The organism is Exiguobacterium sp. S22-S28, from assembly GCF_043359615.1.
In the GTDB taxonomy this organism is placed as follows: domain Bacteria; phylum Bacillota; class Bacilli; order Exiguobacteriales; family Exiguobacteriaceae; genus Exiguobacterium_A.
Map to the genome: position 1 here is coordinate 1 of NZ_JBHFFC010000021.1, position 14654 is coordinate 14654.

At 34.6% G+C, this 14654-nt stretch carries 12 protein-coding genes; 6 read left to right on the forward strand and 6 right to left on the reverse strand.

All coding sequences use genetic code 11. The features are described from left to right. Positions 1–50: 50 nt before the first annotated feature. Positions 51–866 carry an SMI1/KNR4 family protein gene (locus tag ACHA8N_RS05175; protein WP_393964955.1) on the reverse strand — a complete coding sequence of 272 codons (816 nt, stop codon included), beginning with the start codon at positions 864–866 and terminating at the stop codon, positions 51–53. A 447-nt stretch (positions 867–1313) separates the two neighbouring features. Between ACHA8N_RS05175 and relB the strand changes: the two genes are divergently transcribed. Together relB and ACHA8N_RS05185 are read left to right on the forward strand one after the other, a co-directional pair. Further along, positions 1314–1538 (forward strand): type II toxin-antitoxin system RelB family antitoxin, encoded by a 225-nt coding sequence (gene relB, locus ACHA8N_RS05180; RefSeq protein WP_026829710.1) that lies wholly within the window; start codon positions 1314–1316, stop codon positions 1536–1538. Further along, entirely contained in the window at positions 1535–1804 is a 270-nt protein-coding gene (locus ACHA8N_RS05185) for a type II toxin-antitoxin system RelE family toxin (protein ID WP_035399392.1), read from the forward strand. Before relB ends, ACHA8N_RS05185 begins: the two co-directional genes overlap by 4 nt. A 539-nt stretch (positions 1805–2343) precedes the next feature. Here ACHA8N_RS05185 and ACHA8N_RS05190 read toward each other — a convergent pair. The 3 genes from ACHA8N_RS05190 to ACHA8N_RS05200 form a co-directional block, all read right to left on the reverse strand. After that, positions 2344–2811, reverse strand: a complete 468-nt coding sequence (locus ACHA8N_RS05190; RefSeq protein WP_393964956.1) for a TlpA family protein disulfide reductase — start codon at positions 2809–2811, stop codon at positions 2344–2346. 120 nt (positions 2812–2931) lie between these two features. After that, positions 2932–3495: a MauE/DoxX family redox-associated membrane protein gene (locus ACHA8N_RS05195; RefSeq protein WP_393964957.1), complete on the reverse strand. Its 564-nt coding sequence runs from the start codon at positions 3493–3495 to the stop codon at positions 2932–2934. Next, entirely contained in the window at positions 3467–5248 is a 1782-nt protein-coding gene (locus ACHA8N_RS05200; RefSeq protein WP_393964958.1) for an ATP-binding cassette domain-containing protein, read from the reverse strand. Before ACHA8N_RS05200 ends, ACHA8N_RS05195 begins: the two co-directional genes overlap by 29 nt. A 112-nt stretch (positions 5249–5360) precedes the next feature. Here ACHA8N_RS05200 and ACHA8N_RS05205 point away from each other — a divergent pair, with 112 nt between their 5' ends. From ACHA8N_RS05205 to ACHA8N_RS05220, 4 genes are all read left to right on the forward strand, one after another. Continuing rightward, positions 5361–5927: a hypothetical protein gene (locus tag ACHA8N_RS05205; protein ID WP_393964959.1), complete on the forward strand. Its 567-nt coding sequence runs from the start codon at positions 5361–5363 to the stop codon at positions 5925–5927. Positions 5928–6617: 690 nt separating this feature from the next. Then, on the forward strand, positions 6618–7325 hold the full coding sequence (locus tag ACHA8N_RS05210; RefSeq protein ID WP_393964960.1) for an ABC transporter ATP-binding protein: 708 nt from the start codon (positions 6618–6620) through the stop codon (positions 7323–7325). Next, complete coding sequence (locus ACHA8N_RS05215) at positions 7318–10536, forward strand: ABC transporter permease (protein ID WP_393964961.1); 3219 nt, start codon at positions 7318–7320, stop codon at positions 10534–10536. The genes ACHA8N_RS05210 and ACHA8N_RS05215 overlap by 8 nt, the downstream gene beginning before the upstream one ends. 56 nt (positions 10537–10592) lie before the next feature. Next, the gene (locus ACHA8N_RS05220; RefSeq protein ID WP_393964962.1) at positions 10593–11684 is read left to right on the forward strand and encodes a hypothetical protein; all 1092 of its coding nucleotides are present in this window, start codon (positions 10593–10595) and stop codon (positions 11682–11684) included. Here ACHA8N_RS05220 and ACHA8N_RS05225 read toward each other — a convergent pair. Both ACHA8N_RS05225 and ACHA8N_RS05230 read right to left on the reverse strand, forming a co-directional pair. Further along, positions 11677–12465 carry a hypothetical protein gene (locus ACHA8N_RS05225; RefSeq protein ID WP_393964963.1) on the reverse strand — a complete coding sequence of 263 codons (789 nt, stop codon included), beginning with the start codon at positions 12463–12465 and terminating at the stop codon, positions 11677–11679. The two genes, ACHA8N_RS05220 and ACHA8N_RS05225, sit on opposite strands and share 8 nt — an antisense overlap. A gap of 692 nt (positions 12466–13157) precedes the next feature. Continuing rightward, positions 13158–14654, reverse strand: coding sequence for a hypothetical protein (locus ACHA8N_RS05230; protein WP_393964979.1), 1497 nt, complete (start codon positions 14652–14654; stop codon positions 13158–13160).

A 14654-nucleotide genomic window follows, 5' to 3' on the forward strand; every position in this document is an offset into this window, starting at 1 on the left:
GATTAGTCTCTTTTGGTTTCGACGATATGTTGCTAAAAGCTATTGATCTATTACATATCTGACTCAAGCTGTACAACGATATAGCTCAAATCTGATACATCTTCCTTTTCATTAAACAGTGCAATCGCCTGCTCATGTGTCAAATAGTCTTCGACTGATCTGTCCATCAACACTTGAGCTAATAGTTCCGCGTATGAATCTAGTTCGTCTTCATCGTTCGATTCTTGAACACGTCGACGCAATTCAATGACCAATTCTTTAACGTCTTCACCTCTTGTCAACCACATGCGATAAGCCATGAGTCGTTCGTCCTCATCATCCCCTGCGATTGTTTCTCGGATTTCATCCATCGAAGGATAGTCGGCAAATACATCTTCGTGTGTTAATTCAACTCCGCTTTCAACTTGACCATTTCGACTAACGAGATGGTCGAGGAGTTGGTCGAAGCTCTCTGCTACGAAGTGTGTTGTCTCATCCGAAATATCCAAACACCAAATATGTGGTTCGTTAGAGGTGTCATCGAAATCGAAGTACCAAAGGTAACTGCCTTGACCCTCGCCAAACATCATCAATTTTCCAGTTAATCCCCACTCAGCCAACGTGGATACGCCATCTTCAAATTCCTCCACCGTTAAGGATTTGAAACGATTCAACGGTAGATGAAGACCATCTTCTTCGTCAGACCATGTGTTTTCGAAATCAACATTCACTGAATCGAATACAAGATCCCCGCCATTTTGTTCTTCTAATTTTTCGATGTATTTTTTAGGAAGGTGAGCGCCTAATTCTTTTTCGATTTGTTTTACGTCTTCTTTATTTAGTAATAAAGCAACCTCATCTTCTAATGATTCATCCCAAAAATTCATCAAAGCACCTCTTTCACTACATTTGTACATATTTATATACTCCTTAATACTATACGCTATATTTTTTAAAATTTGGCACGATTGAGAATCAAATGCTGACGAGACGCAATTTAGAATACGGAAACAGAGCGGTCTACGGTCCACCTCGTCAAAAGAAATCTCGACCTCGAGATCGTCCCGTCCAAGCAAATATTGAGCGTCACTCTTTCGGAATGAAAAAATCATGGCCATCGACTGCCTAAACATGGTCAAAATAAGGACGAATGACTATGTTTAGTTCAATTTGAACATGATTCAACCTACTTTTTACACCTAATCATACTCATCCATGATATTCAGCAGCCGGGCTCCATCTCGCAGAGAATGTTTGTTCTGGACTTTCATCCTCGATTCTATGTACTAAAACCCCAATCTGTATTACAATGTATTACAAAGGAGCTGATGATCATGAGTACCATTTCCGTACGTCTGGATGATCAGGATACACGACTCATCAAGGAATATGCGAAGGCAAAGAACATCACGATTTCTACACTCGTTCGCGATGCCGTCCTCGACCGCATCGAAGACGAAATCGATTTACAACTCTATCATGATTCCATGGCAGCACACCGTAAAAAATCAGAAGCGATCTCTTTCGACGACATGATGAAGGAACTTGATTTAGAATGACAGCATATACGGTAGAATTTGAGCGCGGAGCTCAAAAGTCTCTTAAGAAGATGGATCCCCAACAAGCGCGGATCATCATGTCCTGGATCAAGAAGAATCTGGTCGGGACGGATGATCCGCGTCGTCATGGTAAAGGACTGGTCTCGAATCGCTCAGGTGAATGGCGTTATCGCATCGGTGATTATCGTCTGATTGCTGACATCCAAGATGAGAAAGTCGTCATCTTGATTCTTGAGATCGGTCATCGTCGGGATATCTATAAATAAAGCATCTATAACTCATATCTGAGGAAGTACGTGAGTTTCGACCTCACGTCTTTTAAACGACCGTTACGTATAAAAAATTGATTACTATTTCACAAATAACTTTAATCACACTTTTTACTTGTTCATTTTTAATTGTCTCAATCTATAATATCATCTTTTTATCAATGTTTTTTGAGTCCTCTAGTCCATGTAAATAAGACGACTAACACAAAAGGTTTGATTAGTTTCCAGTCGCCAAAAGTAATTCGTCAATTCAATATTATCTCTTAATAAAAATCACTCCATCAATTTGACAGATATAAAAATCATCTGTCAAATTGATGGAGTGCATATTACATTGAATTCATAGTTTTAAAAATTTTTATAGTTGAGCGACTGAATAAGAAGATTAACGAGGACGGTTAGCAACAGTAACACTTCTATTGCATTTCTACGCCATGACGAGTCTCGTAAATATCTATCTAGGATTTAATAGCATGGATAATCAGGAGCATAAAAGTCACCTTATTTCAAACTATCATTTATAGCCATTTTAATATTTATAGTGCTGATTTAAAGAACTTATCTTTAGTACGTTCATCAAGGAGCATATTTAATAAGGTTTGAGGCTTTGTTATTAATGCAGAAGCAGCAATTCGTTCTTCTTTTATCAAAAAGACAGTTGGTGTCGATTGAACTAGATAGGTAGATGATAAAAATTCTTCTCTCAAATAATGAACACTTTTTGGGAGATGACTTTTTAATTCACTATCGTCAAATAAAGTATCTCTATTGTTTACAATAATATTAATGTCATAATTTTTTTCGATTTTATTCAGTTGTTTAACCACTTCTTTACATGTAGAACATTGAGAATGAGCAAAGATTAATAAAGTACTTTTTTCTCTAAATAAATCTTTAGCAATAATTCGATTCCCATTGTCATCAACAGATCTAAACAGTGGTGCGTATTCTCCAACCTCTAACATATCTAAAACAGTGCCTCGAATACTTTGAATTTGTTTCAAAAAATTTCGATTGTATTTCAACATATAAAATAAAACTACCGAAAGGCATAAAATCATTAGTAAAATCATAGAAATCAAAAGGTTCATCATTATAGTGTTATCTCCTTATACTTTTATTATTTAAATTTTAATTATCAATTTAATTCTTTGAATTCTTTTCTTCTGAAGATCAAATTCTTTAATGATTCCATACAACATCACTAGATTAGCTCCCGTTAATAGGTTGATGACGAAGTCTAATGTATAAACTTCTAGACTAGTATTATTAATGTAAACAGTTATTCCAAAAATAATTAATAAAGTATTTCTTAACAAATGCTTCCAAGATAATTGATCACTTTCTAGTACTCCACCACAGCCACATGAAATTCTAATGTGTCCTTTATAGAGATTTATTGCAATCGCTGTTGAATACGTGATTAACAATACAGAGTACAAAATACAATCTATTAGACTAAAATGATTTGCAATTAATTTAATTGCTAAGTAAATTTCAATTGCTGTCCCTAAAAAAAACACAATCGGATTTAGTTTTTTAGGGATTATTTTATAATAAGTAATTTTATTTATTGATTTTTTCCAGTTAATTAATTTTTCCGTTACGGAAGTAAGTAATAAAATTGCTAAAAAGCTTGCAACTATTTGTGCTATAGAATCAACCATTGAATACTTTGCTCCTTTCATCAATCAAATGATCAACTTGTCTAAAATACATCTCTGCGTATTTTCCATTCAACTTAATCAAATTCTCATGGCTCCCCATTTCTACAATACTTCCCTCTTCCATATAAATAATTTTTTCTGCTAATCGAGCTACATTTATACGATGTGTGATGAAAAGAATACCTTTAGAGTTCATTTTTTTTAAAACATTATTGATAATATTAAATTCACTATCAGGATCTAATGAAGAAGTAGGTTCATCTAAAAAGAGAAATGATGCTTCTTTGAATAAACTTCTAGCGATAGAAATTTTTTGCCATTGACCACCAGAAAGTTCATTTCCTTCTTCAAACATATTACCTAATATCGAATGCACACCGTAATCAAGGTTATCAACCTTTTTCGATAAATCTACTAATTTCAGTAAATCTGACGATTTTCTAAGATTTTTTTCATTATTAAGTTGAATATTTTCAAGAACAGTAAGTTCATATTTATTGAAATCTTGAAATAAAACACTTATGTCATTCCAATAACTTTCTTTATTTATTTCTTCTAAGTAACTCATATTATTTAGTTTGATCGATTGTGAAGTATCATACAATCCAGTCAAGCATTTAATTAATGTTGATTTTCCAGATCCGTTTGTGCCCATAATTGCTACCCTTTCTCCTTTGTTAATTGAAAAAGATATATTTTTTATGGCTGGAATAACTTGATCAGGATATGAGAAGTTCAAATCATTAACAGAAATACTATTTACTTTATTTATCAACTTAACTGATTCTTGATCTGGCATATAAGTTGAAAGAAACTTTCTTAGTTCTCTAACGCCTAAGTTACTTGAATGAATATCTGATAAATTTCCGGCAAACATAGGAACAATACCTTGCAAATTTTGTATAGCTTGAATGACTGCCGGTAGAGTAGCTACTGTAATTACTCCTATAGATAACGAATCGATAACGAGATAAATAGAAAATAAAAATGAAAGGGCTACAATAATTTGAATCAATAAAAAACTTTTCATTTGAGTGATTTCAAGCTTAATTTCCTTTTCTGAATTTTTAACAAACTTTTCTTTCCATTTATTTATGAAGAATTTTTCTAGCATATTGAGCTTTACATCTTTCAATTTATCTTTATTAATAAGTAAACTTTCAAAATATGTAGCCTTTCGCCGATCTTCTGACATCAAAAGGTATAAATCGAAATTCTTATTACTAAATTTCAACTCCATTATTATTAATGGGATTACCATTATTAAAATAATGAAAATGAAATTTATATTGATATTAATCAAATATAGAACAACCGTTACGACTGAAATTGTAGATTGTAATAGTGAGAACAATGTATTTACTGAAGAAAGGATTTGGTATTGTGAGCTAATAATTCTCGAATACTGATTTTGAAAACTTGATTTTTCATAGTTGATGTATGAAATTGCTTTAGATTGTAATAAAATTCTATTCTTCATATATAACTCAAACTTAAATCCCACTTTCTTTTCTATTAACGAGTGAGAACTATTCATAAAAAAGATCATAAAATTTAAAAATGCAAAGCTAGTAGCATAGATAAGTGGTTCAGAGTATTTATCAGTGTTTATTGAACTTATGACTGAGCTAAATAGCCTTTCTATTACATATACGTTCGCCACAGGGGCAAAGCCTAGAAGTAATTTTATTAAAAATTTTATTAAAAAATAAATAGGGGCAGAGAACCACACTAACTTAATACTATATAGCAAGTCATTAATAGCTTTAAACATGGCATTTCTCCTTTGTAATTAAAAGTAAATAATTATTTGACTATTTCCACTTTTTATAATATTATAATTTTTGTAAGTTGTAAACGCTTTAATTTCATAAAAAGGGTGTGAAATGGGATTGTATTCTATTATTTTAGTTGTTTTTTCTTTTGTTCCTATCTTTATCTTAATGTACTTATTTGTTTCTTTGTTCCGATGGAATACAGCTTTTGAAAAATGGAAAAAATCATCTATTCAACCTTCTGACAATATCGGACAAGAATTTGAACACTTCAATCTTTCCAGTCCATTCGAAATCACTTCAGATCCAAAACTAGAAAAAATTATTTCAGTTTCAAATTTACTTGAAGTGAATTTATCTACAATCTTAACTTCAGATCATCTACTAATTTTTCTAGATAAGAAATGTGTGTTTTGTAATTCAAATTTCGAAGAATTTGTTCAATTAATTGAACAAAATAAAAATCTTCAAAAAACAGTTTCAATTATTTTTAATAAATCTCAAATTGAAGCTGCTAACTCTTTTCTTTTTCTTCACGAATATAATTTCCAAGTATTTTTAACAGAAGATGACTCATTAAGAGATTCTTTTAAAAAATCTTTTTTACCCATGTATGTACATACAGAATTTCAATCAGTTCAGAATATTAGCGCCTCACCATTTGAAGTTCTTAACTAAGTCAACATGTGAAATTTTGAAAGGAGGTGAAAACAATTGAAATATACACCTTGTGCTGATTCTGGATTCCGCAAAACTACTACTTACTGTGCATTTGATAGAGATTGCTTCGCTATTATGAAATATGATAAAGCAGGGATTCGCCGTGTTTATGATACGCGTGATGGTTCAACATGTAGCCTTGTCGCAGCTTCTTGTCCTTGCTAATTCAAATAAAAAAAAAGGGGATTGAAAACAGATGAAATATACACCTTGTTCTGATTCTGCTTTCCGTAAAACTACTACTTACTGCGCGTACGATAAAGATTGTTTCGCTATGTTGAAAACAAACGCTGGCTATCGTCGCGTATATGATACGCGTGATGGGTCAACATGTAGCCTTGTCGCAGCTTCTTGTCCTTGCTAATTCAAATAAAAAAAAAGGGGATTGAAAACAGATGAAATATACACCTTGTGCTGATTCTGCTTTCCGTAAAACTACTACTTACTGCGCGTACGATAAAGATTGTTTCGCTATGTTGAAAACAAACGCTGGCTATCGTCGCGTATATGATACGCGTGATGGGTCAACATGTAGCCTTGTCGCAGCTTCTTGTCCTTGCTAATTTAATTTGAAAAGAAGGTATCTTTACAGATGCCTTCTTTTTCACTATTCATATAGTAATTTTTATAATAAATGGAGGGATTCAAGTGACTTTGAGTTTCCAGTGTAAAAATATAAATAAATTCTTCTCTTCAGATGGAATAAACCAAAAGGCCTTAATTGATATTAACTTAATCGCAAATGACGGAGAGTTTATTTCTATCATTGGTCCATCAGGATCAGGAAAATCGACTTTACTAAGTATTTTAGGTACTTTAGATTCTCCTAGTACAGGTTCATTAATTTTTAAAGATAAACACCTTAAAGATTTAACGTCGCGTGAGTTATCAGATTTCCGATTTGAAAATATAGGTTTTATTTTTCAACAATTTCATTTAATACCTACACTTACAACTCTAGAAAATGTAATGGCACCTTTATTTGGTAGAAAAGTTGATTATGATAAAAAAGAGAGAGCACTTTCTCTTATTCGTAAAGTTGGTCTTAATGGTAAAGAAAATGCATTACCCTCACAACTTTCTGGTGGTCAACAGCAACGAGTTGCTGTTGCAAGAGCATTAGTTCACGAGCCTAAGTGGCTTCTTGCAGATGAACCTACGGGTAATCTAGATACTGAAAACGGAGAAATTATTTTTGATTTACTGTACCAACTCAATAAAGAAAAAAAATGCGGTGTTTTATTTGTAACTCATGATCCATTACTAGCAAATAGAGCAGATAAAAAAATTGAGATGAAAGATGGCGAAATAACAACTATTTTACATAAGAATACGGAGGGAATTTTCAGTGTTTAAATTCATTTGGAATTCCTGGTGGCGTAATAAAGAGCGATTTATTCTTTTACTTGTCGGTGTACTGATTGTCAGTACAGGTCTTAGCTACTTAATCGGTACTACACAAGCAAATAATGGGACTGTCGTCGATGAATTACAAAAGCGTTGGGGCTCCTCGTATGATATTGTTGTTCGTCCAAAAGGTAGCAGAAGTGTAACGGAAGATTTGAAACTACTCGAGCCGAATTACATGAGTGGACTTGATGGCGGAATTACCCGCAAACAATATGAGACAATCAAAGAAATAGCAGATATCGAAGTTGCAGCTCCTATTGCAATGATTGGTAATTATAATACGTATGCTGAAACAGATACCTATATGTTTAAAGATCAAGGGATATATAAGGTTACCATTCAAGATATTCAAGATACAGGATTAAAAAAAGAGGTAGAAACAAGTTCTTTCTTTTTAGGTGCTGGTTGGTTTCCTTCTGACGATGATGAGTTGAACCGTGATATCTCGCCACAAGAGCTAGGCAAGCATCCTCTTATGGGCTATGGAAGTGCAACGATGATTGCAGGAATCGATCCAGAAGCAGAAGCACAATTAGTTGGACTGGATCAAGCGACTAAAAAAGCCCCACATAGTCGATACTTTACAAAAGACGATATAACGACGGATGATGGCAATGATGTATGGGGAATTCCATTGATTTTAAATAGTCATGAGTATGTTGATGCTTCTCGGAAGTACCGTTACGAAAAAGTTGATTTACCTTTGATTAATGATTCAATGACCGAGACGGTCAAGAACGTCATGAAAAAGGGCGGTGCATCCTATCTTAAAACGCTACCCGTGACAGATACGAAGAAATATAACATTTCGACAGAACAAGCCTCTAAGCAATTGGTTCAAGACATTCTACAAGATACTATTCCTGAGAATCCCTCAGGAACCTTTAACTGGATGTATTTAAAACCGTCCTCTGTTGATTATCAAACTCTTGCCAGTCCATATGCTACTCGCTGGCCTTTTGCTTATCAAGTCACCCCTCAAGAAGTACCGAAGGACGTTCTTTTATCCAAAAGGACAATGTACAGAAAAGTACGATCGTTTGGTGATACCTCGGTCAATATGAACGCTGTCCCAAAGATGCATTTGAATTTTATCGGTGTCTATGATCCTAAAAAATTGAATATCTCTAAAGATCCGTTGACAGAGCTACCAATGGAAACGTACTTTCCAGCAAAAGCACAGTGGGTGATGGATAAGAACGAAAAACCAGTTAATCCAGTCCGGGACGTTAAACCAACTAACGATCCATATGACTTTCTGACAAAACCACCTTCGATGTTAACTACATTGGATGCAGCCTTTAAACTACGCGGTAATAAAGCAATATCCGCAATTCGAGTCAATGTCAAAGGCGTCGAAACGATGAATGCAACAAGTGAGAAAAAATTAAAGTCAGTCGCAAAAGAAATCGAAGCAAAGACCGGTTTAATCACCGATATCACACTTGGCTCATCCCCACAACTCGCGCTGACATATCTCCCGGGTCTTAAAGGTGAATCGGCACTCGGTTGGGTTCAACAACCATGGATTAAACTCGGTTCTTCGATGGCGATTTTCCAAGAGGCAAAGGTTGGAATGAGCGGAATCATAGCGAGTGTCATCGCTGTCGCACTTGTTTATGTTTTCAGTTCGAACATCATTTTGCTATATGCCCGTAAGAAAGAGTTTGCGATTCTTTTATCTCTCGGTTGGCGTCCACGTCAGCTTTCAAAGCTGTTATTCTTAGAAGCAACGTTACTTGGATCACTTGTCACATTAATTGCTTGGACAATCCTTGGCTCGTTCTGGCTGACAACGGATTACCCAATTGCACTCGGACGTATTATTATGATTGGATTCACAGGATTGCTGATTTACTGGGGTGGTACGATTGTTCCAATGATATTGATTAAACGTATCAAACCCTATGAAAGTATGCGCTCCGGTGAAGTCTCGAAAGGTCGACGTTTTGTTCGGGCACAAAGTGTTCTCGGCATGAGCATTAATCAACTAGCGACGTATTGGCAACGCACGTTATTATCTACAATTGCAATCGCTTTGCCAACAAGTCTATTCATTTTCTTCCTCTTCATTACATTCCGTCTGAAAGGCGTTTTATACGCGACATGGCTTGGAGAGTTCGTCGCCTTAGAAGTTGGGACGATGCATTACGTCGCAATGGGGGTCGCATTACTCATTGCGATTCTGACGACGACTGAGATTATGTGGCAAAACGTCAATGAACGGAAAAGTCATCTCGCCGTCTTAAAGGCGACCGGCTGGCAAAATAATCAAGTTCGTTTGCTTGTACTAAGTGAAGGAATGATGACTGGCCTGGTAGCAGGTATATTTGGTTTACTCGTCGCCCTTGCATTAATTGGCTTCGTATACAATCAATTTCCTATTGGCGAAATTGGTTTTTTAAGCCTAATGCTGTTCATACCCGTCATAACAGGTATTCTTGGAGCATTACTTCCGGCACAACGGGCAGTCCAAATTACACCGAACGCAGCAATCGGAAGTGTTGCCTCTAATCAAAAATCGACTGAACGTCAATTCAAAATCGCACTCGGATCAATTGGTACAATCTTGGTTGCAGGTGTGAGCTCCTTATTCTTTTTTGCAGCCGATGAAACAACTACTACTACCGTTCAACCGAAAGCGACACCTACTGTTGTTACAACAGGGCAAAAGCTAAAAGATCAACAGGATGAACCTAAAAAACATACAACATCATCGAAAGCGAAAAAAGGAGTCATTGAGCAACTCATGGATAAGGGAGGAATTAAGACTTACCCCGGTGATCCAAATGTTAAAAAACGTTATGGATTTATGGTTAGCTCTGCTAAACGCGTAAATCTTCCTAATTTACCGGCAACTAAACAAGCAATTTCTGTGACGCTCGAACTAGAAATTAAGGGTGAGATAACTGCCGACTCCTACTTCACTTACGTACCATCTTCTTTCCCTTTAATTGATGCTCACAATAAAAATTATACACCTGAAAAAACAATCAACTACAATAAAAAAGCTTATGTGGAACATCTAGGATATTTAGCTCCTTATCGTTCCAAAATCGATGTCATTTATGTCGTTCCTAAGACTGAAAAAACGTTTGTAATGAATGCTAACGGTTCTTTTACTCCACATGTATATGCTGTCAAAATCACATTATAAAAAATATAGAGAGAATTCCTTTAAGAATTCTCTCTATATTTTATAAGGAGACTTATATGAACTCAATTCAAGTTAAAACTCCATCAATCAGAACAGAGCGTTTAGATTTATTTTTGAATAAATTGATAGAATCCTTTAATTCAAATAATCTTGAACTTTTCCTTTCAATTCATTCTTTTAATGATGTCTTTTTTAAAGTAGAACAAATTAGATGGTTCCAAGACATCTTAACTGACGAGCATGCGATAACAAAAATCGAAGTATCAGAAACTGATAATTTTGATAAATTGAAAATTAATTTTTTAACTAAAAACTCTTTTGGGGAACGTAGAGAAAACCATGTCACCTATAGATTGAAGTTGCATGATAAACAACTAGTGATCACTAGTTTAGACGTACAAACGATGACTAGTCTTCGTAGATTTTCAATCTCCTATTCTCCTTCGATGCGTATGGAAGTATCAGTAATCGAAGAAATAGTTTCAGAAATCATCAGTTTTTTCTATAAGCGTTTAAATGTAAGACTTAATCCTGAAGATATACATATTATACTATTTGATACCCCCGTAAGCTTAGCATCTTCAATCCCTACCGATCATGCATATGGTTGGTATGAACATTTAGAATCCATAAAGATTTTAATTCCTGATTTTATAGAAGATAAGCAGACCTATCTGAGAAAAATCTTGTCCCATGAGATGACTCATCTATTTCTTTCAAAAATTTCGAATGACAATCTAGCATTATATTTTCAAGAAGGAGTTGCACTATACATAGAAAATTCGTTCATCAATCAGTATGACTATTACCCAGGTACAAATCTACAAAAAAAGCAAGTATACGATTCTTTAGAAATTTTAAAAGAATTTAATTCTAGCTTAATGACATTCGATCAACTTAATAATCTACGTGCAGAACATGGAGTAGAAATATACCATCAAGGATATCTATGGACGAATTACTTAATTTCAAAATATGGACTCCATCTCTTTTTAGAATTTATAGAGTCACTTTGTTTAAATGTTTATGTCAACAAACGTTGCTTAAACAAAATTGATATTAACAATAAACTAACCAGTGAACAAATCGATAATTTCTTTCCAAAGATTAAATTCCAAGAATTAAAAGATTTTTATTTGATCAATTAAGCATTCCTTTTTTATTACTTATAAACATCCAAATAACGATACCAATGAAAATAAATGCGAATATCCAAAATGATATTCCAAAGCTAAATAAAGTCGCAATACAAAAAATAAAACCGAGTACAATCTGTTTTAATTTCAATTTTACTAGTTTATTTTCGTTGATTAAATCAATAGTCCCGATGAAAAAACAGCAGAAAAAAACAATACAAAAAATACGTATTATCATTTCCGGAACTGAAGTTGAAATTGTGCAAACAATTATTATAAGGAGTACACCAAATAATGTTGCTAGTGATATAACATAAGGACTAATTATTTTAAGAAGATTAAGAATAAATAATTCCAAATCTATAAATAAGCGACGATCTAGATTATCTATATCTTCTTTAGTTTTAATTTGCTCATTCAACTGAGTAGAAATTAAATCAGAGATAAGAATGGATTTATCTTTGTCTTCTTTCTCATCTTGTAAAATAGTAAGTATGTTACTCGTAAGTTTCTTATCAAATACATTTATTGAACTATATACGGTTTTAAAAAATGAAGAATAGTTTCCATCCAATTGACTTTCTCTATAATCATTTAAAATATTGGCGTAGGAAAGAATCCTACTGTCTTTCAAATCATTTTTTCTCTTGAATAAATCGTTTTGTTGTTTCTTTATTTCGTTTCCAAACCAAATAAATAACCCTATGAACACTAAAGAAAAAATCATTAACTGAGGATCATTGCCAAAAATAGTTTTAATATAACTCATTATTTCTTTTATGATAGAGTTCATTTCTTAACCCCTGACGTAATTATCTAATGATTAACTAACAATTTTCATATTCAAAAAATGAACCGTTCACTTTATTACAGAACGGTTTTTATATTATTTAATTTTACGTATTTAAATACTTTTCTAGCGCTATTCTAATAATTTCATTTGGCTTCATGCCTTAATCTTGTGAATGCTTTTTAAGCGTTCGATAGAGTTAAGCATTTTTATCGGAGAAATCAAGATAAACGTGGGGTGTTTTTAACTCTTGGGGAGCTGCCTCAATTACATTTCGTTCTTTCCGTTCATTCAGCATTTTTTCACTTCATGTAATTGCTCTCGCTTCACTTTATATAAAGTAAACTCTCCGTCTTTTGTCTGGTACTTTCGCTCTTCTAGAAATGGCATTTTTGAATCCTCTGGTCATGTAAGTAACTCAGCTAGTTTTGAAGCACTAAATTTTTCTTGAATCACCTTTTCAAAAATCTTTGGTTCAAAAACATTTCAAAATGAAGTGAAGCGACCGACTTGAGGATGCTAAGGGAGTTCCCCGCTAATCTTTTCAGAATGGCAGATTGCCCCGAACCCTTAAGAATTTAATAATAGACCTAAAAATGTCACTAATAAAATTATAAAGGAATCTTCACAGAAGTAGTGCTCTATTCAGTTCGACAAGACATCATATGAAAGAGGATGTCTTTAATATGATGTCTTTACAATCCTAATCGTCTCCACTCGTCCTCAAGATGTTGATCCAATGTTTTAATGTCTAGAGCATATCCTTTTAAAAGGACCCGAACCTCTTTTATAGATGCATAAATAAAGCGATTCCATGCCACATAGTTTAGGCGCGTCGCAAACAAAATGGGTACACCGCCTCCTCGAACATAAGCATCAATTCCATCTGTCAGACATAACGATCCATGTCCGACTAAAAGCATTTTCCGAAGTGTTGGTTTGTTACCAAAAGGAAAAGATTCCATTAGGCTGTTTTTATGATAGAACTTACTCTTTAGTCCCCAGAGTAGACGGATGATTAATTCGTTCAATATAACCGGGATTGCCATCGTTGTACCAAAACGAGCATCGTATCCTTTTTCGAATACTTTAGTAGAAAATTCAGCAATTGTTAAGTCAGAACTTTCACCGCCTACATTACCAATGTCCGCGAATTGAAATAGCTCAAAGAACGGAAGAGGAATTCCGGATCCTCTCCGACCATCTAGATGTCCCCTTGTACCACTCGAACCAGATATATCGGATAATAAATGCCCTAACCAGTTCGAAAATCCTGCAAACAATTTAGATAGGAACGTACCTCCGACTAGCATAGGGGTACCGTCTCCTCGCGGCTCTAGTCGAAGTAACTTCCCGTCGGATACAAAACTAGCTTTTCCGGTGAATTGATCAAGAATTGAAAAAAACAGACCAATGATATCTGGAGAATGTCCCAGTGATTTTATATGATGATCCATCGGACGCATGTTTAACGTTTCTCCATCCATCCTCAAATCACTTGCATATCGTGCATCATAGTTCACTTTAAAACGTCGTTCCAGAAAACCGATTGCACTTGCAATCGAGTCGGGTTCGTTACGAATTCTCGACCCGTTTGATTTATCATCTTTCCATACCATTCTTGCAAACTTGACGACGATTCCATCCACCTTTTGATCAGACCATCCCATGAGCACGCTATCAGATGGAGCACCTACAAAAAAGCTATCGACCAACCCTGTCACGAGACCACTGAAAGCGGCAATTGCGTAATCATAACGATCACAAGTAGTTTTTTTTATGACAAACTCATCACGAAACGCAATCAACATTTCATCTTTTTCTTGTGCACTTAGCAAATGTTCGAACGGATTCTCGTGAGCGACATCCTTATCTGTCAGATAACGATCTATCCGCTTTGAAAAGTCATCCCATGATTCACTTGAAATACATAAGGGCTGTAAATCATCATAACTTGGAACAACAAGTGGAGGAAAAACGTATTGTTTCGATTGAATTTGATTTCCATTCATTAACTTGGTTGTCTGGGCAAGTAAAAGGTCCAGTGCTTCGTTCTGATTTTTTTGAACGTCATCTAGTTGTTCAATACTCTTATTCATATCGCCCAGACTTTGTTCCACCGATACCACTTGATGCTTTTGAGCTAATAACGCCCGGTCTAACTGATTCAATGCCTCATTAGATTCTTTCAT

Excerpts from the sequence above, each read along its gene's own strand:
- ACHA8N_RS05205 (WP_393964959.1), top strand. The coding sequence starts at position 5,361 with ATGGGATTGTATTCTATTATTTTAGTTGTTTTTTCTTTTGTTCCTATC.
- ACHA8N_RS05225 (WP_393964963.1), bottom strand. The coding sequence starts at position 12,465 with ATGAACTCTATCATAAAAGAAATAATGAGTTATATTAAAACTATTTTT.
- ACHA8N_RS05195 (WP_393964957.1), bottom strand. The coding sequence starts at position 3,495 with ATGAAAGGAGCAAAGTATTCAATGGTTGATTCTATAGCACAAATAGTT.
- relB (WP_026829710.1), top strand. The coding sequence starts at position 1,314 with ATGAGTACCATTTCCGTACGTCTGGATGATCAGGATACACGACTCATC.
- ACHA8N_RS05185 (WP_035399392.1), top strand. The coding sequence starts at position 1,535 with ATGACAGCATATACGGTAGAATTTGAGCGCGGAGCTCAAAAGTCTCTT.
- ACHA8N_RS05200 (WP_393964958.1), bottom strand. The coding sequence starts at position 5,248 with ATGTTTAAAGCTATTAATGACTTGCTATATAGTATTAAGTTAGTGTGG.
- ACHA8N_RS05175 (WP_393964955.1), bottom strand. The coding sequence starts at position 866 with ATGAATTTTTGGGATGAATCATTAGAAGATGAGGTTGCTTTATTACTA.
- ACHA8N_RS05220 (WP_393964962.1), top strand. The coding sequence starts at position 10,593 with ATGAACTCAATTCAAGTTAAAACTCCATCAATCAGAACAGAGCGTTTA.
- ACHA8N_RS05230 (WP_393964979.1), bottom strand. The coding sequence starts at position 14,654 with ATGAAAGAATCTAATGAGGCATTGAATCAGTTAGACCGGGCGTTATTA.